This window comes from Lelliottia nimipressuralis, assembly GCF_004115925.1.
GTDB classification, from domain to species: domain Bacteria; phylum Pseudomonadota; class Gammaproteobacteria; order Enterobacterales; family Enterobacteriaceae; genus Enterobacter; species Enterobacter nimipressuralis.
Genome location: NZ_SDDX01000033.1, coordinates 55,105 through 75,508, shown reverse-complemented (window position 1 = coordinate 75,508; position 20,404 = coordinate 55,105). Strand labels below are relative to the sequence as shown.

General features: G+C 54.9%; 20 protein-coding genes and 1 pseudogene. 11 read left to right on the top strand and 10 right to left on the bottom strand.

Annotated elements, in window-relative coordinates:
* Positions 1–28 precede the first annotated feature (28 nt).
* On the bottom strand, positions 29–1,762 hold the full coding sequence (gene argS, locus ETG88_RS21470; protein ID WP_100779767.1) for an arginine--tRNA ligase: 1,734 nt from the start codon (positions 1,760–1,762) through the stop codon (positions 29–31).
* Positions 1,763–2,001: 239 nt separating this feature from the next.
* Between argS and ETG88_RS21465 the strand changes: the two genes are divergently transcribed.
* Positions 2,002–2,562 carry a VOC family protein gene (locus ETG88_RS21465; RefSeq protein WP_102103989.1) on the top strand — a complete coding sequence of 187 codons (561 nt, stop codon included), beginning with the start codon at positions 2,002–2,004 and terminating at the stop codon, positions 2,560–2,562.
* An 85-nt stretch (positions 2,563–2,647) separates the two neighbouring features.
* Positions 2,648–3,391: a copper homeostasis protein CutC gene (cutC, locus tag ETG88_RS21460; protein WP_129036351.1), complete on the top strand. Its 744-nt coding sequence runs from the start codon at positions 2,648–2,650 to the stop codon at positions 3,389–3,391.
* Between the two features lie 169 nt (positions 3,392–3,560).
* Here the strand turns inward: cutC and cmoB are convergent, their stop codons facing one another.
* From cmoB to ETG88_RS21435, 5 genes are read right to left on the bottom strand one after another with little or no spacing between them, the layout of a single operon-like run.
* Positions 3,561–4,532: a tRNA 5-methoxyuridine(34)/uridine 5-oxyacetic acid(34) synthase CmoB gene (gene cmoB, locus ETG88_RS21455; protein ID WP_129036350.1), complete on the bottom strand. Its 972-nt coding sequence runs from the start codon at positions 4,530–4,532 to the stop codon at positions 3,561–3,563.
* Positions 4,529–5,269, bottom strand: a complete 741-nt coding sequence (gene cmoA / locus ETG88_RS21450; protein ID WP_129036349.1) for a carboxy-S-adenosyl-L-methionine synthase CmoA — start codon at positions 5,267–5,269, stop codon at positions 4,529–4,531. Before cmoA ends, cmoB begins: the two co-directional genes overlap by 4 nt.
* Positions 5,270–5,309: 40 nt before the next feature.
* Positions 5,310–5,705, bottom strand: a complete 396-nt coding sequence (locus ETG88_RS21445; protein ID WP_100779772.1) for an MAPEG family protein — start codon at positions 5,703–5,705, stop codon at positions 5,310–5,312.
* A gap of 49 nt (positions 5,706–5,754) precedes the next feature.
* Positions 5,755–6,573 carry a DUF72 domain-containing protein gene (locus ETG88_RS21440; protein ID WP_129036348.1) on the bottom strand — a complete coding sequence of 273 codons (819 nt, stop codon included), beginning with the start codon at positions 6,571–6,573 and terminating at the stop codon, positions 5,755–5,757.
* A complete protein-coding gene (locus ETG88_RS21435; protein ID WP_129036347.1) occupies positions 6,570–7,136 on the bottom strand; it encodes a hydrolase in 567 nt (188 codons plus the stop codon). The genes ETG88_RS21440 and ETG88_RS21435 overlap by 4 nt, the downstream gene beginning before the upstream one ends.
* A gap of 262 nt (positions 7,137–7,398) precedes the next feature.
* On the opposite strand from ETG88_RS21435, the gene aspS reads away from it, so the two are divergent.
* From aspS to ruvB, 6 genes and pseudogenes are all read left to right on the top strand, one after another.
* Positions 7,399–9,171: an aspartate--tRNA ligase gene (gene aspS, locus ETG88_RS21430; RefSeq protein WP_100779775.1), complete on the top strand. Its 1,773-nt coding sequence runs from the start codon at positions 7,399–7,401 to the stop codon at positions 9,169–9,171.
* 1 nt (position 9,172) lies between these two features.
* A complete protein-coding gene (gene nudB / locus ETG88_RS21425) occupies positions 9,173–9,616 on the top strand; it encodes a dihydroneopterin triphosphate diphosphatase (RefSeq protein WP_100779776.1) in 444 nt (147 codons plus the stop codon).
* Between the two features lie 26 nt (positions 9,617–9,642).
* Positions 9,643–10,383 carry a YebC/PmpR family DNA-binding transcriptional regulator gene (locus ETG88_RS21420; protein ID WP_100779777.1) on the top strand — a complete coding sequence of 247 codons (741 nt, stop codon included), beginning with the start codon at positions 9,643–9,645 and terminating at the stop codon, positions 10,381–10,383.
* Between the two features lie 34 nt (positions 10,384–10,417).
* Positions 10,418–10,939, top strand: coding sequence for a crossover junction endodeoxyribonuclease RuvC (ruvC, locus tag ETG88_RS21415; protein ID WP_015964021.1), 522 nt, complete (start codon positions 10,418–10,420; stop codon positions 10,937–10,939).
* Between the two features lie 80 nt (positions 10,940–11,019).
* Positions 11,020–11,631, top strand: a complete 612-nt coding sequence (gene ruvA, locus ETG88_RS21410; RefSeq protein WP_102103985.1) for a Holliday junction branch migration protein RuvA — start codon at positions 11,020–11,022, stop codon at positions 11,629–11,631.
* Between the two features lie 8 nt (positions 11,632–11,639).
* A pseudogene (gene ruvB / locus ETG88_RS21405) lies at positions 11,640–12,649 on the top strand (Holliday junction branch migration DNA helicase RuvB).
* A gap of 100 nt (positions 12,650–12,749) precedes the next feature.
* Here the strand turns inward: ruvB and znuB are convergent.
* A complete protein-coding gene (gene znuB, locus ETG88_RS21400) occupies positions 12,750–13,535 on the bottom strand; it encodes a zinc ABC transporter permease subunit ZnuB (RefSeq protein WP_102103984.1) in 786 nt (261 codons plus the stop codon).
* Positions 13,532–14,287, bottom strand: coding sequence for a zinc ABC transporter ATP-binding protein ZnuC (znuC, locus tag ETG88_RS21395; protein ID WP_100779781.1), 756 nt, complete (start codon positions 14,285–14,287; stop codon positions 13,532–13,534). The genes znuB and znuC overlap by 4 nt, the downstream gene beginning before the upstream one ends.
* Positions 14,288–14,364: 77 nt before the next feature.
* Here znuC and znuA point away from each other — a divergent pair, with 77 nt between their 5' ends.
* The 3 genes from znuA (at position 14,365) to lpxM (ending at position 17,734) form a co-directional block, all read left to right on the top strand.
* Positions 14,365–15,309 carry a zinc ABC transporter substrate-binding protein ZnuA gene (gene znuA, locus ETG88_RS21390; RefSeq protein ID WP_129036346.1) on the top strand — a complete coding sequence of 315 codons (945 nt, stop codon included), beginning with the start codon at positions 14,365–14,367 and terminating at the stop codon, positions 15,307–15,309.
* Positions 15,310–15,324: 15 nt separating this feature from the next.
* A complete protein-coding gene (gene mepM, locus ETG88_RS21385; protein WP_129036345.1) occupies positions 15,325–16,644 on the top strand; it encodes a murein DD-endopeptidase MepM in 1,320 nt (439 codons plus the stop codon).
* A gap of 118 nt (positions 16,645–16,762) precedes the next feature.
* Complete coding sequence (gene lpxM / locus ETG88_RS21380) at positions 16,763–17,734, top strand: lauroyl-Kdo(2)-lipid IV(A) myristoyltransferase (protein WP_123427581.1); 972 nt, start codon at positions 16,763–16,765, stop codon at positions 17,732–17,734.
* A 215-nt stretch (positions 17,735–17,949) separates the two neighbouring features.
* On the opposite strand, the gene pyk is transcribed toward lpxM, so the two are convergent.
* The gene (pyk, locus tag ETG88_RS21375) at positions 17,950–19,392 is read right to left on the bottom strand and encodes a pyruvate kinase (protein WP_100779785.1); all 1,443 of its coding nucleotides are present in this window, start codon (positions 19,390–19,392) and stop codon (positions 17,950–17,952) included.
* A 105-nt stretch (positions 19,393–19,497) separates the two neighbouring features.
* Positions 19,498–20,367 (bottom strand): MurR/RpiR family transcriptional regulator, encoded by an 870-nt coding sequence (locus ETG88_RS21370; protein WP_100779786.1) that lies wholly within the window; start codon positions 20,365–20,367, stop codon positions 19,498–19,500.
* Positions 20,368–20,404: the final 37 nt, after the last annotated feature.

Below are 20,404 nucleotides of genomic sequence, written 5' to 3'. Positions count from 1 at the left end.
GGCAATTGCCGGGTTTTTTGTTTCTGTATTACATACGCTCGACGGTTTCGATCCCGAGAGTATCCAGCCCCAGCTTCAGCGTCTTCGCGGTCAGCTGCGCCAGTTTCAGACGGCTGTTGCGGATCGCTTCACTTTCGGCGGAGAGGATAGGGCAGTGCTCATAGAAGCCTGAGAACAGGCCCGCCAGATCGTACAGGTATGCACACATGACGTGCGGTGTGCCTTCACGGGCAACCACCGCCAGCGTCTCTTCAAACTGCAGCAGACGGGCAGCCAGCTGCGCTTCGCGATCTTCATTGATAACCACGGTCGCATTTGCCAGCGCGCTTTCATCAATGTCGGCTTTACGGAACACAGACAGTACACGGGTGTAAGCATACTGCATGTATGGCGCCGTGTTGCCTTCAAAGGCCAGCATGTTGTCCCAGTCGAAGATGTAATCGGTGGTACGGTTTTTGGACAGATCCGCGTATTTCACCGCGCCGATACCGACGGCAGTCGCCAGTTTTTCCAGCTCGTCGGCTGGCATATCCGGGTTCTTCTCGGCCACCAGACGGCGGGCGCGTTCCAGCGCTTCATCCAGCAGATCGGAGAGTTTAACGGTCCCCCCGGCGCGGGTTTTGAACGGCTTGCCGTCTTTACCCAGCATCATGCCGAACATGTGGTGTTCCAGCGGAACCGAATCAGGCACATAACCGGCTTTACGCACGATGGTCCACGCCTGCATCAGGTGCTGGTGCTGACGGGAATCGATGTAGTACAGCACGCGATCCGCATGCAGCGTTTCGTAACGGTATTTCGCACAGGCGATATCCGTTGTGGTGTAGAGATAGCCGCCATCCTTTTTCTGGATGATCACGCCCATCGGTTCGCCTTCCTTGTTTTTATACTCATCAAGGAACACAACCGTTGCGCCTTCGCTCTCGACCGCCAGATTTTTGGCTTTCAGATCGGCCACGATGCCCGGCAGCATGGGGTTATAAAGGCTTTCGCCCATCACGTCGTCGCGGGTCAGGGTGACGTTCAGACGGTCATAGGTGATCTGGTTTTGGGACATAGTAATGTCAACCAGCTTGCGCCACATTTCGCGGAAGTAGGCGTCGCCGCCCTGGAGTTTCACCACATAGCTACGTGCGCGCTCGGCGAAAGCTTCATCTTCGTCGTAATGTTTTTTGGCTTCACGGTAGAAACCTTCCAGATCCGCCAGCGCCATTTCGCCCGCATTTTCCTGCTGCTGCTTTTCAAGGTAGGCAATCAGCATTCCGAACTGGGTACCCCAGTCGCCAACGTGGTTCGCGCGAATCACTTTATGGCCCAGGAACTCCAGGGTGCGCACAGCGGCATCGCCGATGATGGTGGAGCGCAGGTGACCGACGTGCATCTCTTTTGCCACGTTTGGCGCAGAGTAATCGACAACGATGGTTTGTGCTTGCGGCTGAGTTACACCCAGACGGTCAGATTTCAGCGCCGCGTCAATGTGACCGGCGAGGAAGGCCGGATCGAGGAAAATGTTGATAAAGCCTGGACCTGCAATCTCAACCTTGTTGGCAATGCCGTTGAGGTCCAGATGAGTCAGTACCAGCTCAGCGAGTTGTCGCGGCGGCATGCCCAGTTTTTTAGCCACTGCCATCACGCCATTAGCCTGATAGTCGCCAAACTGTACTTTTGCTGACTGACGAACCTGCGGTTCGCAATCCGCAGGCGCACCTGCGGCAATCAGTGCCTGACTGACTTTTTCGGAGAGAAGAGCCTGAATATTCACCTGGATACCTTACTTTTTTGCTGCGGGGGAGTTGCAACCCGCACCAGTTTGAGAATTTAGGGCCGAAGTATACTGCAAATGCCCTCTGGCGTCAGCATTGCGCAGGCTGAAGAGCGCTCAGAAAACAGGCGATGAAATAGTGCATAAGCATGCAGCCGGAAAATCGTGAAATCTGCGGTTGGTTGCAGGCATCCAACAGAGTAAATTAGCGGCTTTGCGACAGGATAAGAGAACCGCTGATGACGAACTGGCACTCCATTGATGAACTGCATGATATTTCCGCAGATTTACCGCGTTTCACCCAGGCGTTCACAGAACTTGCCACCCGTCTGGGGCTGGATATTGCCCCGCTCGACGCCGATCACATTTCCCTGCGCTGCCATCAGAATGCGACGGCGGAGCGCTGGCGTCGTGGATTTGAGCAGTGCGGTGAGCTGCTGTCCGAAAACGTGATCAACGGGCGTCCCATTTGTCTGTTTAAACTCCATCAGCCGGTCTGCGTGGCACACTGGCAGTTCAGCGTGGTCGAATTACCCTGGCCGGGCGAAAAACGCTATCCGATTGAGGGCTGGGAGCACATCGAAATCGTGCTGCCGGGCGATCCTGAAACCCTGAATGCGCGCGCACTGGCGCTGCTGTCTGACGACGGCCTGAGCCAGCCGGGTATTTTCGTGAAAACCAGCTCACCTAAAGGGGAGCGCGAACGTCTGCCAAATCCGACGCTGGCGGTCACCGACGGCAAAGTGACGGTGAAATTCCATCCCTGGACGATCGAGCAAATTGTCGCCAGCGAAGAGTAAGCCGCAAAAGAGTGTGAACTCACGCTAAGTCCGCCCTCGGGCGGCGTGGCATGATGGTCTATTACCGTGGATTTTAGGAGGAAGTGTGGCGCTACTGGAGATCTGTTGTTACAGCATGGAGTGTGCTGTGACTGCGCAACAAAACGGGGCCGATCGCGTTGAACTGTGCGCGGCACCGAAAGAGGGCGGATTAACCCCGTCATACGGTGTGCTGAAGTCCGTTCGCGAGGCGGTGACGATCCCCGTTCACCCCATCATTCGCCCACGCGGCGGTGATTTTTGTTATTCGGCGGGTGAGTTTGACGCCATGCTGGAAGACGTCGTCCGGGTTCGCGAGCTGGGCTTCCCTGGTCTGGTGATCGGTTTGCTTGATGAAGACGCAAATGTCGATATGCCGCGTATGCGACAGATTATGGCGGCAGCAAAAGGGATGGCGGTGACTTTCCATCGCGCGTTTGATATGTGTAAAAATCCCATTCAAGCTTTTGAAAAATTAGCAGAATTGGGCGTTGCACGTATCCTGACATCCGGCCAGCAATCAACGGCGGAAAAAGGACTGCAATTAATTATGGAACTAAAAGGGCATTCCGGTGTTCCAATAATAATGGCAGGTGCTGGTGTTCGAGCCAGCAATCTGAAAACGTTTTTAAACGCAGGGGTAGAAGAGCTTCACAGCTCAGCAGGCAAGTGGACGCCTTCGCCTATGCGATATCGCAATACAGGATTGTCAATGTCGACAGATGCCGAAGCGGATGAGTACTCCCGCTACAGCGTAGATGGAGAGTCGGTTGCGGTAATGAAATCCATGATTGACCAGTTTCACGTGTAGCAACGATTTTTACCGCGCATCATGTCGCCCAATATGATGCTTGCTTGTACCAGGCCCCTGCAATTTCAACAGGGGCCTTTTTTTCACTTTTATATTTTAAGCCCAGCGGCGCTGCCGGGCCTTGAACTGTGTCTTGAGGAAAGGTAGTGCACCTGTTTCGCCAGGGACATTACGGCTTCGTTGCGATCAAGACTGCACGCATCGGCGCGGGATACCCTTCGATGGTTTTGCTGCTGTCGTTCGGGTCGAGGAATTCTGCCAGCGACTCGGTGGTCAGCCATTCTGTGCGACGCTGCTCTTCGGTGGAGGTCACGCACACATCCACAATGCGGATATCGACAAAGCCACACTTCGCCAGCCAGTTCTTCAGCGCCAGCGCGGATGGAATGAAATAGACGTTACGCATCTGCGCGTAGCGATCGCCCGGCACCAGTACTGCGTTTTCGTCACCCTCGATTACCAGCGTCTCCAGCACCAGTTCGCCACCGCTGACCAGCTGATCTTTCAGCTGCCACAGATGCTCCAGCGGCGAGCGGCGGTGATACAGCACGCCCATCGAGAAGACGGTATCAAACGCGTTCAGGGCAGGGAGTTGCTCAATGCCCAGCGGCAGAACGTGCGCGCGCTGATCGTTGCCCAGCAATTTGCGCACCGCTTCAAACTGACACAGAAACAGCTGCATCGGATCGATACCGACCGCCAGATGTGCCCCCGCGCCAATCATGCGCCACAGGTGATAGCCACTCCCGCAGCCCACATCCAGAATAGTGCGACCGGTCAAATCAGACAGATGGGGCAGAACGCGATCCCACTTCCAGTCGGAACGCCATTCGGTATTAATGTTCAGACCATAAAGGGAGAAGGGGCCTTTACGCCATGGCATCAGATTACGCAACAGCTTTTCAAGACGCAGCAGCTGGCCTTCGCTCAATGGCTCGGCGCTTTCAGCTGTCACGCTGTGCAGCAGATCCAGTTTGTAGGGCGTCATGTCCGGCAAAAACTCAACGGCATTGCTCCACTGCTTAAACTGACCGTGCAGGGAGTCGCGCTGCCAGGCGGCCACCTGCGCAGGCAGGGTTTCCAGCCAGTGGGAAAGATGGTTTTTGGCGATAAGCTGATAAAAATTACTGAAGTCGATCATGCGTTGTCCCCTTTCAGTGCCACCAGGGAACCAAAGTTAAAGCACTGGAACCACAGCTCGCTGTGCTCAAAACCGGCGTCATGCAGGCGCGCTTTGTGTGCTTCGACGGAGTCGGTGAGCATTACATTTTCCAGCATGCTGCGCTTTTGACTGATTTCCAGCTCGCTATAGCCGTTAGCGCGTTTAAAGTCGTGATGCATGTTAAACAGCAGCTCGCCGACCTTCGCGTCTTCAAAACTGAATTTTTCCGACAACACCAGCGCGCCGCCGGGATTCAGCCCCTTGTAAATTTTGTCCAGCAACAACTGGCGATCTTCGGGCACAAGGAACTGCAGGGTAAAATTCAGTACCACCATGGAGGCGTTTTCGATCTCGATATCGCGGATATCGCCTTCGATGACGTCGACAGGCGTGGGCGCTTTATAGGCATCAAGATGACGACGGCAGCGTTCCACCATCGCGGGGGAGTTATCGACGGCAACGATTTTGCAGCCTTCGTGATGCACATTACGGCGAACGGACAGCGTCGCGGCGCCCAGTGAACAACCCAGGTCATAGACCTGCGTACCGGGTTGAACGAAGCGTTCAGCCAGCATGCCGATCATAGAGATAATATTGGAATAACCTGGAACAGAGCGCTGGATCATATCCGGGAAGACTTCGGCTACCCGTTCATCAAAGGTCCAGTCGCCCAGACTGGCGATAGGCGCGGAAAAAAGCGTGTCGCGATCAGACATAACGTAAAAATCCGGGAAAAATAAAGTGGCGTATTGTGCGCTAATGGAAAGAGAAAACCAACTCCCACGGCATATACCAAAGGTTAGCCAGCACCATCAGCAAAAGCGAACACCAGGTTGCGCTCATGCCGGAACGACGCCAGCGGAACAGGCGGTGGTGAAAACCGTAATAATGCATCAGGCGTCCGGCAATCAGCAGCAAGCCGCAGACGTGAACCATCCAGGTTTCCGCGCCGTCCATCTCCATTAAGAGCAGCAGGATCAGTGCAATGGGGATATATTCCACCGCATTACCATGAATGCGGATGGCGCTTTGTAACTCTGAAAACCCACCGTCACCGTAAGAGACGCGGTACTGCATTCTCAGGCGCACAACATCAAACGAAAACTTAATCAGTAATAATGCACCTAACACCGCGTACAGTGCGCTGACCATACAAACTCCCTGTTTTTGGCAGATGGCACTTCTATGATAGGGGCTGATGTCAGAAAAGAGAAGATTGTTGTGGGATGGAAGGCGCAGGGCCGACGGACGGAACCGCAGCCAGCAAGGCTTGCCAAAGAACATCGACCAGTTCAGGCGCCTGGGCGATATCCGGCGTATGCAGGAAAAGATAGGGCGTCGTCGTTTGCTCCCACTTTGGCAACGTTTGCAGCCACACGGCGAACATCTCGCGATTTTGCTGCATGTTGTCGCTACCGATAAACCGCACCATCGGGTTGTTCGCCGTGACCACCGCATGCACCGGCACTTTCGGTTTTTTGCGCTGGGCATCGATTATGGCTTCGCTGTGCGGGACGGCGCTATGAACAGGGCGGCTGTCGAGGATCACCCGATTCACACTGCGCGCGTGCAGCCCACGATTAAGGGTTTTTTCCGCCTCGCCTTTGCTGAAAAATTCCGGATGACGGACTTCCACACCGTAGGTGAATTCGCGCGGCAGAGCGTCGAGAAAATGCCACAGCGCAGGCAGATCGCGCGGGCCGAAGGTGGCCGGGAGTTGCAGCCAGTACTGACCGATGCGGTTGTCCAGCGGCGACATCCGCTCGAAAAACTCTTCGGTTAAATCCCCGCACTGGCGCAGCGCTGCCTGGTGAGAAATGGTGGCCGGGAATTTAAAGCAAAAGCGGAAATCGTCGGTGGTCTGCTCGCGCCAGCGCGCGACGATTTCCGCGCGGGGCAGGGCGTACAGCGTGGTATTGCCCTCCACGCAGTTAAAATGGCGGGCATACTCTTCAAGGCTGGTAATGCCAAGGCGCACCCATTTCGGGTGCGACCATTGGGGAAGACCCAGATAGATCATAACGCGTGTAAAATCTCGTCGGTGCTGCGCACGCGACCAATACGCGGGAAGATATGGGTCATGCTGCCCTGATGCTGATCCGCGGAAGCAGCACTGCATGCGTCTTCTGCAATGACCAGGTTAAAGCCCAGTTCCCATGCGTTACGCGCGGTGGATTCCACGCCGATGTTCGTGGAAATACCGCACAGGATAATGGTGTCGATCCCGCGACGGCGTAGCTGCAGCTCCAGATCGGTGCCGTAAAACGCGCCCCACTGGCGTTTGGTGACTTCGATATCGCTATCCTGTTTGCCAAGCGTTTCAGGGTAGGTCCACCAGTTTGCAGGCAGCGCGGCGGCAGGGGCTGTGGCATCCACAGGCTGTTTCAGCGCTTCGGCGAAGTCGGCTGACCAGCCAACGCGCACCATCACCACCGGCGATCCGTTGGCGCGATATTTATCCGCAAGACGGGCGCTGCGGCTGACTACATCTGCCGCGGTATGCGGGCCACCGGCGAACGGCAGGATACCTTCCTGTAAATCGATCACGACAAGCGCGGTTTTGGTGGCATCAAGTGTTAACATCGTTACTCCAGTCAAAAATTAGCGTCCGTTACACCTTACGATGATAAAGGCAGGTCAGATCGGACAATTTTGTTAATTTTTGTGAGAATGCGCAATAAGAGCGCAGCAATCGCGCGTCTGGCAAGCTTCTCTCTTATCGTACGGCGGAATTTCCAGTATAATAGCCGCCTTTTTTCATCCAGTTGTGACATACAGAAAGCTGCGACATAGTAGCCTGTAAATCAGGCGACATTTAGCCTGCGGCTAAATTAAGGGATATCTCATGCGTACAGAATATTGCGGGCAGTTGCGTCAGTCCCACGTTGGACAGCAGGTGACCCTGTGTGGTTGGGTCAACCGCCGTCGTGATCTTGGTAGCCTTATCTTCATCGATTTGCGTGACCGTGAAGGCATCGTGCAGGTGTTCTTCGATCCGGATCGTGCGGACGCGTTAAAGCTGGCCTCCGAACTGCGTAATGAGTTCTGCATCCAGGTCACCGGCACCGTGCGTGCGCGTGACGAAAAAAATATTAACGCCGATATGGCGACGGGCGCCATTGAAGTGCTGGCGTCCGACCTGACTATCATCAACCGTTCAGAATCGCTGCCGCTTGACTCCAACCACGTCAACACTGAAGAAGCGCGTCTGAAATATCGCTATCTGGATCTGCGTCGCCCGGAAATGGCTCAGCGCCTGAAAACCCGTGCGAAGATCACAAGCCTGGTGCGTCGTTTCATGGACGACCACGGTTTCCTCGATATCGAAACCCCGATGCTGACCAAAGCCACGCCGGAAGGCGCGCGCGATTACCTGGTTCCGTCTCGCGTACATAAAGGCAAATTCTACGCGCTGCCACAGTCTCCTCAGCTGTTCAAACAGCTGCTGATGATGTCTGGCTTCGATCGCTACTATCAGATCGTTAAATGCTTCCGCGACGAAGACCTGCGCGCTGACCGTCAGCCTGAATTCACCCAGATCGACGTCGAGACCTCCTTCATGACCGCACCTCAGGTGCGCGAAATTATGGAAGCGCTGGTTCGTGGTCTGTGGCAGGACGTGAAGGGCGTGGATCTGGGCGAGTTCCCGATCATGACCTTCGCAGAAGCAGAACGTCGCTACGGTTCTGACAAACCAGACCTGCGTAACCCGATGGAGCTGGTGGACGTCGCGGACCTGCTGAAAGCGGTTGAGTTTGCGGTCTTCTCTGGCCCGGCTAACGATCCGAAAGGCCGTGTGGCTGCCCTGCGTGTTCCAGGTGGCGCACAGCTCAGCCGTAAACAAATTGATGACTACGGCAATTTCGTGAAAATCTACGGCGCGAAAGGCCTGGCTTATATTAAAGTCACCGAACGTGCGAAAGGCATCGAAGGCATCACCAGCCCTGTTGCGAAATTCCTGAACGCTGAGATCGTAGAAGCAATCCTTGAGCGCACCGGCGCGCAGGATGGCGACATGATCTTCTTCGGCGCGGACAACAAAAAAGTGGTGGCCGATGCGCTCGGTGCACTGCGTCTCAAACTGGGTAAAGATCTGAACCTGACTGACGAAGCCAAATGGGCTCCGCTGTGGGTGATCGACTTCCCAATGTTTGAAGATGACGGTGAAGGCGGCCTGACGGCGATGCACCACCCGTTCACCGCACCGAAAGACATGACGGCGAGCGAGCTGAACGCGGCACCGGAAGACGCAGTGGCCAACGCCTACGATATGGTAATCAACGGTTACGAAGTGGGCGGCGGTTCCGTACGTATCCACAGCGGCGAAATGCAGCAGACCGTATTCGGCATTCTGGGCATTAACGAGCAAGAGCAGCGCGAGAAGTTCGGCTTCCTGCTCGATGCCCTGAAGTACGGCACTCCACCGCACGCAGGCCTGGCGTTTGGTCTGGATCGTCTGACCATGCTGCTGACCGGTACTGATAACATTCGTGATGTGATTGCCTTCCCGAAAACCACCGCCGCTGCGTGTCTGATGACCGAAGCGCCAAGCTTTGCTAACCCGGCCTCTTTGTCTGAGCTGGGTATCGAAGTGGTGAAAAAGGAAGAGAAAAACTGATATGGCATATAAGCGTCCCGTTTCTGTTCTGGTGGTCATTTATGCAGAAGACACGAAGCGGGTGCTGATGTTGCAGCGTCGCGACGATCCCGATTTCTGGCAGTCGGTTACCGGCAGTCTGGAAGAGGGTGAAACCGCGTCGCAGGCCGCCGCGCGCGAAGTAAATGAAGAGGTCACCATTAATGTTGCTCAGGAGCAACTGACCCTGAAGGACTGTCAGCGCACGGTGGATTTTGAAATTTTTAGCCATTTACGTCATCGCTATGCGCCGGGAATTGAGCGCAATACGGAATCGTGGTTCTGTCTTGCGCTCCCCCATGAACGGCAGATCGAGTTCACCGAGCATTTGACCTACCGCTGGGTTGATGCGGCCGAAGCGGCTGCCTTAACCAAGTCGTGGAGCAACCGGCAGGCGATTGAAGAATTTGTAATTCATGCCGTCTGAATTGACGGTTTATTGGAGATATTTTTATGGCAGGTCATAGTAAGTGGGCCAACACCAAACACCGTAAAGCGGCACAGGATGCCAAACGCGGTAAAATTTTCACCAAAATCATTCGCGAGCTGGTTACTGCAGCCCGTCTGGGCGGCGGCGACGCGGGTTCTAACCCACGTCTGCGCGCAGCGATTGATAAAGCACTGTCAAACAACATGACGCGTGACACCCTGAACCGTGCAATCGCACGTGGCGTGGGCGGCGATGACGACGCGAACATGGAAACTATCATTTATGAAGGTTACGGCCCTGGTGGTACTGCGGTCATGGTTGAATGTCTGTCCGACAACCGCAACCGTACCGTGGCTGAAGTGCGCCATGCGTTCACCAAAACCGGTGGCAACCTGGGTACTGACGGTTCCGTGGCATACCTGTTCAGCAAGAAAGGGGTGATCTCTTTCGAAGCGGGCGACGAAGACGCGATCATGGAAGCTGCGCTGGAAGCCGGTGCTGAAGACGTTGTGACCTTCGACGACGGTGCGATTGACGTTTACACCGCGTGGGAAGAGATGGGCGCAGTGCGTGATGCGCTCGAAGCTGCCGGTCTGAAAGCCGACAACGCGGAAGTGTCGATGATTCCATCGACCAAAGCAGACATGGATGCAGAAACTGCACCAAAACTGCTGCGTCTGATCGACATGCTCGAAGACTGCGATGACGTTCAGGAAGTTTATCATAACGGTGAGATCTCTGATGAGGTCGCAGCGACGCTCTAATGAGCGCGTTTGAACCTCTAACCGGAGACGCGTGATGTCGATTATTCTCGGTATAGACCCCGGCTCACGCATTACCGGTTACGGCGTTATCCGCCAGGTGGGTCGCCAGTTGACCTACCTGGGCAGCGGCTGTATTCGCACCAAAGTTGATGATTTACCGTCGCGTCTGAAATTAATTTACGCAGGCGTGTCGGAAATCATTACCCAGTTTCAGCCCGACTTTTTTGCCATCGAGCAGGTCTTTATGGCGAAAAATGCTGACTCGGCGTTAAAACTGGGCCAGGCACGCGGTGTGGCGATTGTCGCGGCGGTGAACCAGGATTTACCGGTGTTCGAATACGCCGCGCGTCAGGTTAAACAGACGGTGGTGGGCATTGGTAGCGCGGAGAAAAGTCAGGTGCAGCACATGGTGCGGACCTTGCTTAAGCTCCCGGCAAACCCACAGGCGGATGCCGCCGATGCGCTGGCCATTGCGATAACGCACTGCCATGTGAGCCAAAACGCCATGCAGATGAGCGAATCGAGGCTCAATCTTGCGCGAGGTCGGTTACGATAATCACAAATCAGGCTGGATAAACATCCAGCCTTTTTTTATGATGGCGGAAGTTAATTTAGCATCTCACGCAGGAGCATCATGTGATTGGCAGACTCAGAGGCATCATCATTGAAAAACAACCCCCGTTAGTTCTGCTGGAAGCGGGAGGCGTGGGGTATGAAGTCCATATGCCGATGACCTGTTTCTATGAACTTCCGGAGTCCGGCAAAGAGGCGATTGTCTTTACCCAGTTCGTGGTGCGTGAAGATGCCCAGCTTCTGTATGGCTTTAATAATAAGCAGGAACGCATGCTGTTCCGCGAGCTGATTAAAACCAATGGCGTGGGGCCAAAGCTTGCGCTGGCGATTCTGTCCGGCATGTCGGCGCAACAGTTTGTGAATGCCGTTGAGCGCGAAGATCCCGCTGCGCTGGTCAAGCTGCCAGGCATCGGCAAAAAAACCGCTGAACGTCTGATTGTGGAAATGAAAGACCGCTTTAAAGGGCTGCACGGGGATCTGTTTACGCCAGCGTCCGATCTGGTGCTGACGTCACCGAACGGTCCGACGGATGACGACGCAGAGCAAGAAGCGGTGGCTGCGCTGGTGGCGCTGGGCTATAAACCACAGGAAGCCAGCCGGATGGTGAGTAAAATCGCCAAACCGGATGCCAGCAGTGAAACCCTGATTCGTGAAGCGCTCCGCGCGGCATTGTGAGGTAGAGGATGATTGAAGCAGACCGCCTGATTTCGGCAGCCAGCAATGTTCCAGAGGATGTGGTGGATCGCGCGATCGTCCGAAACTGCTGGAGGAGTACATCGGCCAGCCGCAGGTTCGCTCACAGATGGAAATTTTTATCCAGGCGGCGAAACTGCGCGGGGATGCGCTCGATCATCTGCTGATTTTTGGCCCTCCTGGTCTCGGTAAAACGACGCTTGCCAATATCGTGGCGAATGAAATGGGCGTGAACCTGCGCACCACGTCAGGCCCGGTACTGGAGAAAGCGGGCGATCTGGCGGCGATGCTGACCAACCTTGAGCCGCACGACGTGCTGTTTATCGATGAGATCCACCGCCTGTCTCCGGTAGTGGAAGAGGTGCTTTATCCGGCGATGGAAGACTATCAGCTGGATATCATGATCGGCGAAGGTCCGGCCGCGCGCTCAATTAAAATCGATCTGCCGCCCTTTACCCTGATTGGCGCCACCACGCGTGCCGGGTCACTCACGTCACCCCTTCGCGATCGCTTCGGAATTGTGCAGCGCCTCGAGTTCTATCAGGTCGCGGATCTGCAGTACATCGTTGGCCGCAGCGCGCGCTTTATGGGGCTTGAATTGAGCGATGAGGGGGCCTTTGAAGTAGCCAAGCGTTCGCGCGGTACACCACGCATCGCTAACCGTCTGCTGCGCCGTGTGCGTGACTTTGCGGAAGTGAAGCACGATGGCACCATTTCGCTGGATATCGCCTCGCAGGCGCTGGATATGCTTAACGTCGATGCTGAAGGGTTTGACTATATGGACCGCAAGCTGCTGCTCGCGATTCTGGATAAATTCTTTGGCGGGCCGGTTGGGCTGGATAACCTCGCCGCAGCGATTGGCGAAGAGCGTGAAACCATCGAAGACGTGCTGGAACCCTATCTGATTCAGCAGGGCTTTTTGCAACGCACTCCGCGCGGGCGAATGGCGACGGTACGGGCGTGGAATCACTTCGGGATAACGCCACCGGAAATGCCGTAGTACGCGACCGGGTTAAGTGCCGGATAGCGCCAGGCGTGATTCGCCCTAGAACGATTCTGATGTTTCCCCGGTAAGCGCAGCGCGCCACCGGGGGAAATGTTCAGCTGGCCGGTTTCTTCATCATACTGAAGATAAACATCAGCGCCGCACACAGCACCACCGACGGGCCGGCTGGCGTGTCGTAAAACGCCGAGAAGGTGAGCCCGCCTGTGACGGCAATAATGCCGACAACTACCGCCACACCCGCCATCTGTTCAGGCGTACGGGCAAAACGGCGTGCAGTAGCGGCCGGGATAATCAGCAGTGAGGTGATAATCAGCGCACCCACAAACTTCATCGCCACCCCAATCGTCAACGCGGTCACCAGCATCAACAACAGCTTCACGCGCTGCAGTTTAACGCCATCGACAAAGGCCAAATCAGCGCTGACGGTCATCGCCAGCAGATTGCGCCACTGCCACAGCAAAATACCGAGAACGATCACCACGCCAATGGCGATAGAGATCAGGTCTTCCGGCGTCACCGCCAGCAAATCGCCAAACAGATACGCCATTAAATCGACGCGAATGTTCGACATCAGGCTCACCACCACCAGGCCAAGCGACAGCGCGCTGTGCGCCATAATCCCGAGCAACGTATCTACCGCGAGGTGAGGGCGCTTCTCAAGCCAAACCAGACCAGCTGCAAGCAGCAGCGTCACGGCAATCACTGCGTAAAACGGGTTCACGTCGAGCAATAAGCCAAAGGCCACGCCCAGTAAGGAGGCGTGCGCCAGCGTATCGCCAAAATAGGACATTCTTCGCCAGACGACAAAAGAGCCCAGCGGACCCGCGGCGCAGGCAAGCATAACCCCGGCAAACCAGCCGGGTAATAACAGTTCAATCATGAGTGTCCATTTCCCCGACGCAGGACAATTCGTCCCTGTAAATCATGGCGATGATTATGGTTATGGCGATAAATGCCCAGCTGTTCTGCTCCACGAGAGCCGAACATAGAGATAAATTCCGGGTGCATGGACACCACTTCAGGCGTGCCGGAGCAGCAGATATGGTGATTCAGACATAACACTTCGTCGGTTTTCGCCATCACCAGATGCAGGTCATGCGAGACCATCAGAACGGCGCAGTCCAGCTCACGACGCAGCTGATCGATGAGATCGTACAGGGCGACCTGGCCGTTCACATCCACGCCCTGAGTCGGCTCATCAAGAACCAGCAGCTGTGGCTTACTCAACAACGCGCGTGCCAGCAGAACGCGCTGGGTTTCACCCCCGGAAAGTTTCTGCATAGGGGCTTCGACCAGATGGCCTGCCTGAACGCGTTTCAGAGCGGGGAGAATATCGTCTTTACGCGTGCCTGGACGCAGTCGCAGGAAACGGCCTACCGTTAAGGGCAGCGTGGCGTCAAGATGTATTTTTTGCGGGACGTAGCCGATTCTTAACTTGTCGTCGCGCTTGATGACGCCAGCATCAGGTGCTACCAGCCCGAGAACCACCCGAACCAGCGTCGATTTGCCCGCGCCGTTTGGGCCGAGCAACGTTAAAATTTTGCCGGGTTTGAGGACCAGCGATACGTCAGAGAGGACGCGGCGCTGACCAAAAGATACCGAGATATTTTCAAGAGAAACTAAATTCGTCATGTCAATTTAAGCTTGCAGAAGTCAACGAATGTTATAATATCACATTCCACGCATTCATTACGATCATAAGTTGCATTATGTTACATAAAAATACGCTTCTTTTCGCAGCATTATCCGCTGGCCTTTGGGGTTCAGCAGCACAAGATGTTAACGCCGCCGTTGTCGCTTCGCTTAAACCACTGGGATTCATCGCCTCGGCTATCGCCGATGGTGTCACAGAAACCCAGGTTTTACTGCCTGACGGGGCATCTGAGCACGACTATTCGTTGCGCCCATCTGATGTAAAACGCTTACAGAACGCGGACTTAGTGGTCTGGATCGGTCCAGAGATGGAAGCGTTCATGCAAAAATCCGCAAGTAAAGTTCCGCCGCAAAAACAGGTCACCATTGCCGAACTGGCAGGCGTGAAACCGCTGCTCATGAAAGGGACTGACGACGACGAGCACGAAAGTGACCATGACCATGCCAATAGCGAAAAAGGTGACGACCATCACCATCATGGCGAGTACAACATGCATCTTTGGCTCTCGCCAGAGATAGCGCGGCTCTCAGCGGTTGCAATCCATGACAAATTAGTGGAACTTATGCCGCAAAGTCGAGCCAAACTAGACGCCAACCTGAAGGATTTTGAGGCACAATTAGCCGCAACCGATAAGCAGGTAGGTAACGAGCTGGCACCGTTGAAAGGTAAAGGGTATTTCGTTTTTCATGATGCCTATGGCTACTATGAAAAACACTACGGACTGACCCCGCTGGGTCACTTCACCGTCAACCCGGAAATTCAACCTGGTGCGCAGCGTTTACATGAAATCAGAACACAGTTGGTTGAGCAAAAAGCAACATGCGTTTTTGCTGAGCCACAGTTCAGGCCAGCGGTCGTTGAAGCCGTGGCCAGGGGAACGTCCGTGCGCATGGGAACCCTGGACCCGCTTGGAACCAATATCCAGTTGAGCAAGGCGAGTTATTCGCAGTTCCTCAGCCAATTGGCGAACCAGTATTCGAGCTGCCTGAAAGGAGATTAACGAGGAAGTGAACACGTGCAACAGATAGCCCGCTCTGTCGCCCTGGCATTTAATAATCTGCCTCGACCCCACCGCGTTATGTTGGGGTCCCTTACAGTTCTTACCTTAGCGGTCGCCGTCTGGCGGCCCTATGTGTATCACCCACATTCAGCCCCCATCATTAAAACCATCGAACTGGAAAAGAGTGAAATCCGCTCCTTGCTGCCCGATGCCAGTGAACCTATCGATCAGGCCGCCCAGGAAGACGAAGCGATTCCTCAGGATGAGCTGGATGACAAAACCGCCAATGAGGCGGGTATTCACGAATACGTTGTCTCCACGGGCGATACGCTGAGCAGCGTGCTCAATCAGTATGGTATTGAGATGGGGGATATCAGCCAGCTCGCCGCATCAGACAAAGAGCTGCGTAACCTCAAGATTGGTCAACAGCTGTCCTGGACGCTTACCAACGATGGCGATTTGCAACGTCTGACCTGGGAAGTCTCCCGTCGCGAAACCCGTACCTACGATCGTACCGAAAACGGTTTCAAGATGACCAGCGAAATGCAGCAGGGCGACTGGGTTAACAATGTGCTGAAAGGCAAGGTTGGCGCCAGCTTTGTCGCCAGCGCGCGCGACGCGGGTTTGACCAGCGGCGAAATCAGCTCAGTGATCAAAGCCATGCAGTGGCAGATGGACTTCCGCAAACTGAAAAAAGGCGACGAATTCTCGATCCTGATGTCCCGTGAAATGCTGGACGGCAAGCGTGAGCAAAGCCAACTGATGGGCGTGCGACTGCGCTCCGAAGGCATAGATTACTACGCCATCCGCGCGGAAGACGGCAAGTTCTACGACCGCAACGGTACGGGCCTGGCGAAAGGCTTCCTGCGCTTCCCGACGGCGAAACAGTTCCGCGTTTCATCCAACTTTAACCCGCGTCGTCTGAACCCGGTCACTGGCCGTGTTGCGCCGCACCGTGGCGTTGACTTTGCGATGCCGCAGGGCACGCCAGTGCTCTCTGTCGGTGACGGTGAAGTGGTGATTGCTAAACGCAGCGGTGCGGCAGGGTACTACGTTGCCGTTCGTCACGGTCGCACCTATACCACCCGCTACATGCACCTGCGTAAGCTGCTGGTCCAGCCGGGGCAGAAAGTGAAACGCGGCGACCGCATTGCGCTCTCTGGCAACACAGGACGCTCCACCGGCCCGCATCTGCACTATGAAGTGTGGATTAACCAGCAGGCGGTGAATCCGTTGACGGCGAAACTGCCGCGTACCGAAGGTCTGACCGGCAAAGATCGCACCGATTATCTGGCCCAGGTCAAAGAGGTCATGCCGCAACTGCGCTTCGACTAGATATTTGTCATCTAAAAGCCGGTGCAGAGATGCGCCGGCTTTTTCTTTTGTGCGATACACTCTGCCTCGCTACACTATCTCAAGATTATTTTTTGCTTCACCAGACCCTGGAACCCGCATGGAAACCCAAAAAAACAACAGTGAATACATTCCCGAGTTTGAGAAATCTTTTCGCCATCCGCGTAACTGGGGCGCCTGGCTGGGTGTCTACGCATTTGCGGGCCTTGCGCTGCTTCCGGCATCTTTTCGCGATCCGGTCCTCGGTAAAATTGGCCTGATTGCCGGGCGACTCGGCAAAAGTGCGCGCCGCCGTGCGCAGATCAATCTGTTCTACTGTTTTCCGGAAAAAAGCGACGCGGAACGTGAAGCGATTATCGACGCTATGTTTACTACTGCACCGCAGGCAATGGCGATGATGGGCGAGCTGGCGCTGCGCGGGCCAGAGAAGGTCAAAAATCGCGTGGACTGGAAAGGGCTGGAGATTATCGATGAGATGCGTCGCAACAACGAGAAAGTCATTTTTCTCGTGCCGCACGGCTGGGGCGTGGATATTCCGGCGATGCTGATGGCGTCGCAAGGCCAGAAGATGGCGGCCATGTTCCATAATCAGGGCAATAAAATCTTCGACTACGTCTGGAACACCGTCCGCCGCCGTTTTGGTGGCCGTCTGCATGCGCGTAACGACGGTATCAAACCTTTTATTAAGTCAGTTCGCGAAGGTTACTGGGGCTATTACCTGCCGGATCAGGACCACGGTGCCGAGCACAGTGAATTCGTGGATTTCTTTGCGACTTACAAAGCGACACTACCTGCGATTGGCCGCCTGATGAAAGTTTGCCGCGCCCGCGTGGTTCCGCTGTTTCCGATTTACGATGGCAAAACCCATCGTCTGACCATCGAGGTACGTCCACCGATGGACGATCTGCTGGAAGCCGACGATCACACTATCGCGCGCCGCATGAACGAAGAGGTCGAAATCCTCGTCGGACCGCACGCCGAGCAGTATACCTGGATTCTGAAACTGCTCAAAACCCGCAAGCCCGGCGAGAAAGAGCCGTATAAGCGAAAAGAGTTGTTCCCGAAGAGATAATTTTTGCTACTCATCAGATAACGTCCGCTTTACGCGTACAGGAGGAGTCTTTCTGTACGCGTTGTTGCGCCAGTGAGTAGCTCTGGGTTTTCCATTCTCACCATTGGCCGTAAGGGTAGGTTTTAGATTTAATCAAAAGAGAGAAAAACAGGCAGAGTAAGAAGAGGGGAAAAACTGTCGGGAGCGAATCCCCCGACAGTATGGCGAGAATGCAGTTACTCGACAGTCATCACACGCGTGGTGTTCGTTGAGCCGATGGTGCTCATTACATCGCCCTGGGTGACAATCACGATATCACCAGAGACCAGATAGCCTTTATCGCGCAGCAGATTGACGGCATCGTTGGCGGCGGCAACGCCGTCATTGGTGCTGTCGAAGTACACAGGCGTCACGCCACGGTACAGGGCTGTCAGGTTCAGAGTGCGCTCATGACGTGACATCGCGAAGATGGGCAGGCCGGAGCTGATACGGGATGTCATCAGCGCGGTGCGGCCAGATTCGGTCATGGTGATGATCGCGGTGACACCTTTCAGGTGGTTCGCCGCATACATGGCAGACATGGAAATCGCTTCTTCCACGTTATCGAACTGAATGTCCAGACGATGTTTAGAGACGTTAATGCTTGGGATCTTCTCAGCGCCCAGACACACGCGCGCCATCGCCGCGACGGTTTCAGCAGGATATTGGCCCGCTGCCGTTTCAGCAGAGAGCATTACCGCATCGGTACCGTCCAGCACGGCGTTTGCCACGTCCATCACTTCCGCACGGGTTGGCATTGGGTTGGTGATCATCGACTCCATCATCTGAGTCGCAGTGATCACGGAGCGGTTCAGCTGACGTGCACGACGGATCAGCGCTTTCTGGATACCGACCAGTTCTGGGTCACCGATTTCAACGCCCAGATCGCCACGGGCGACCATCACCACATCAGACGCGAGAATCACATCGTCCATCGCTTCCTGGCTGCAGACGGCCTCTGCACGCTCAACTTTCGCGACAATGCTCGCGTCGCAGCCTGCATCACGGGCCAGACGGCGAGCGTAGTTGAGGTCTTCGCCGCAGCGCGGGAAGGAGACAGCCAGATAGTCGACGCCAATCTGTGCGGCAGTGATGATGTCGGCTTTGTCTTTTTCGGTCAGGGCTTCAGCGGAGAGGCCACCGCCAAGTTTATTGATGCCTTTATTGTTGGAGAGCGGGCCGCCAACGGTCACTTCGGTGAACACTTTCATGCCCTGAACTTCAAGCACTTTCAGCTGTACGCGACCATCATCAAGCAGCAGGATATCGCCCGTTACAACGTCAGCAGGCAGACCTTTATAGTCAATACCCACACGCTCTTTATCGCCTTCGCCTTTACCCAGGTTGGCATCGAGGAGGAATTTATCACCGATGTTAAGGAAAACTTTGCCTTCTTTAAACGTCGAGACGCGGATCTTAGGACCCTGCAGGTCGCCGAGGATAGCCACGTGACGTCCCAGTTTTGCCGCGATCTCACGGACCTTGTCTGCACGTAATTTGTGATCTTCTGGCGTCCCGTGAGAGAAGTTCATGCGTACCACGTTGGCGCCCGCGGCGATAATTTTCTCGAGGTTATTATCGCGGTCAGTAGCCGGACCTAAGGTGGTAACGATCTTGGTTCTGCGAAGCCTTCTGGACATGTAATACTCCGTTGACTGAAACAACTTTGGTGTTGCGTGAACATAGATTCGGTGCTGTGTAGAAATTACCGAATACCGAAAAAAGTAACAACCTTATAACAACATTTAGGGTACATCGCCCTTAATGAGCAATTCTTTATCAAAACGCGATTCCTTGAGCGCTTCTTTGACACGCTTCAAGTTATCTCTGAATTTCGCGCCACGACGCAGCGTAAAACCCGTGGCCAGCACGTCGATGACGGTTAATTGCGCAAGCCGCGACACCATCGGCATATACATGTCGGTATCTTCCGGCACATCCAGCGTGATAGCGAGCGTTGATTCTCGTGCCAGCGGCGTGCCAGCGGTGGTGATCGCAATCACCATGGCATCGTTTTCACGCGCCAGCTGCGCCAGTTCCACCAGGCTTTTGGTCCGACCGGTGTGAGAGATCAGCACTACCACGTCATCTTCGTTACAATTCATACAGCTCATGCGTTGCAGCACTATGTCATCAGAGTAGATGACCGGGACATTGAAGCGGAAAAATTTGTTCATCGCATCGTGGGCAACCGCGGCGGAAGAACCCAGCCCGAAGAAGGCGATTTTTTTCGCCTGGGTCAGCAAATCGACAGCGCGATTGAGTGATGCTTTATCCAGCGATTGCCGCACATGGTCGAGCGTCGCCATTGCCGATTCAAAAATTTTGCCGGTATAGGCCTCTACGCTGTCGTCTTCATCGACATTGCGATTTACATAGGGCGTGCCGTTTGCCAGACTCTGGGCCAGATGCAGTTTAAAATCGGGAAAACCGCGCGTCTCAAGACTGCGACAGAACCGGTTGACGGTAGGTTCACTTACCCCCGACTCCTGCGCCAGAGCGGCGATGCTGGAATGGATGGCCTGAGTGGGCGAGGCGAGAATTACTTCAGCCACTTTACGCTCGGATTTGCTAAGGTGTTCCAGTTGAAACTGGATTTTTTCCAGCATGTTCATGATGACAAGACACTCATGGGTGGAAGCGATTTCATAA

What these genes read in the sequence shown, in the direction of transcription:
- znuB (WP_102103984.1), bottom strand. Translation starts at nt 13,535, where the DNA reads ATGATTGAACTGTTATTACCCGGCTGGTTTGCCGGGGTTATGCTTGCC.
- ETG88_RS21445 (WP_100779772.1), bottom strand. Translation starts at nt 5,705, where the DNA reads ATGGTCAGCGCACTGTACGCGGTGTTAGGTGCATTATTACTGATTAAG.
- cmoB (WP_129036350.1), bottom strand. Translation starts at nt 4,532, where the DNA reads ATGATCGACTTCAGTAATTTTTATCAGCTTATCGCCAAAAACCATCTT.
- znuC (WP_100779781.1), bottom strand. Translation starts at nt 14,287, where the DNA reads ATGACGAATTTAGTTTCTCTTGAAAATATCTCGGTATCTTTTGGTCAG.
- pyk (WP_100779785.1), bottom strand. Translation starts at nt 19,392, where the DNA reads ATGTCCAGAAGGCTTCGCAGAACCAAGATCGTTACCACCTTAGGTCCG.
- ETG88_RS21435 (WP_129036347.1), bottom strand. Translation starts at nt 7,136, where the DNA reads ATGTTAACACTTGATGCCACCAAAACCGCGCTTGTCGTGATCGATTTA.
- ETG88_RS21370 (WP_100779786.1), bottom strand. Translation starts at nt 20,367, where the DNA reads ATGAACATGCTGGAAAAAATCCAGTTTCAACTGGAACACCTTAGCAAA.
- znuA (WP_129036346.1), top strand. Translation starts at nt 14,365, where the DNA reads ATGTTACATAAAAATACGCTTCTTTTCGCAGCATTATCCGCTGGCCTT.
- ETG88_RS21440 (WP_129036348.1), bottom strand. Translation starts at nt 6,573, where the DNA reads ATGATCTATCTGGGTCTTCCCCAATGGTCGCACCCGAAATGGGTGCGC.
- nudB (WP_100779776.1), top strand. Translation starts at nt 9,173, where the DNA reads ATGGCATATAAGCGTCCCGTTTCTGTTCTGGTGGTCATTTATGCAGAA.
- ruvC (WP_015964021.1), top strand. Translation starts at nt 10,418, where the DNA reads ATGTCGATTATTCTCGGTATAGACCCCGGCTCACGCATTACCGGTTAC.
- ETG88_RS21420 (WP_100779777.1), top strand. Translation starts at nt 9,643, where the DNA reads ATGGCAGGTCATAGTAAGTGGGCCAACACCAAACACCGTAAAGCGGCA.
- ETG88_RS21465 (WP_102103989.1), top strand. Translation starts at nt 2,002, where the DNA reads ATGACGAACTGGCACTCCATTGATGAACTGCATGATATTTCCGCAGAT.
- lpxM (WP_123427581.1), top strand. Translation starts at nt 16,763, where the DNA reads ATGGAAACCCAAAAAAACAACAGTGAATACATTCCCGAGTTTGAGAAA.
- aspS (WP_100779775.1), top strand. Translation starts at nt 7,399, where the DNA reads ATGCGTACAGAATATTGCGGGCAGTTGCGTCAGTCCCACGTTGGACAG.
- cmoA (WP_129036349.1), bottom strand. Translation starts at nt 5,269, where the DNA reads ATGTCTGATCGCGACACGCTTTTTTCCGCGCCTATCGCCAGTCTGGGC.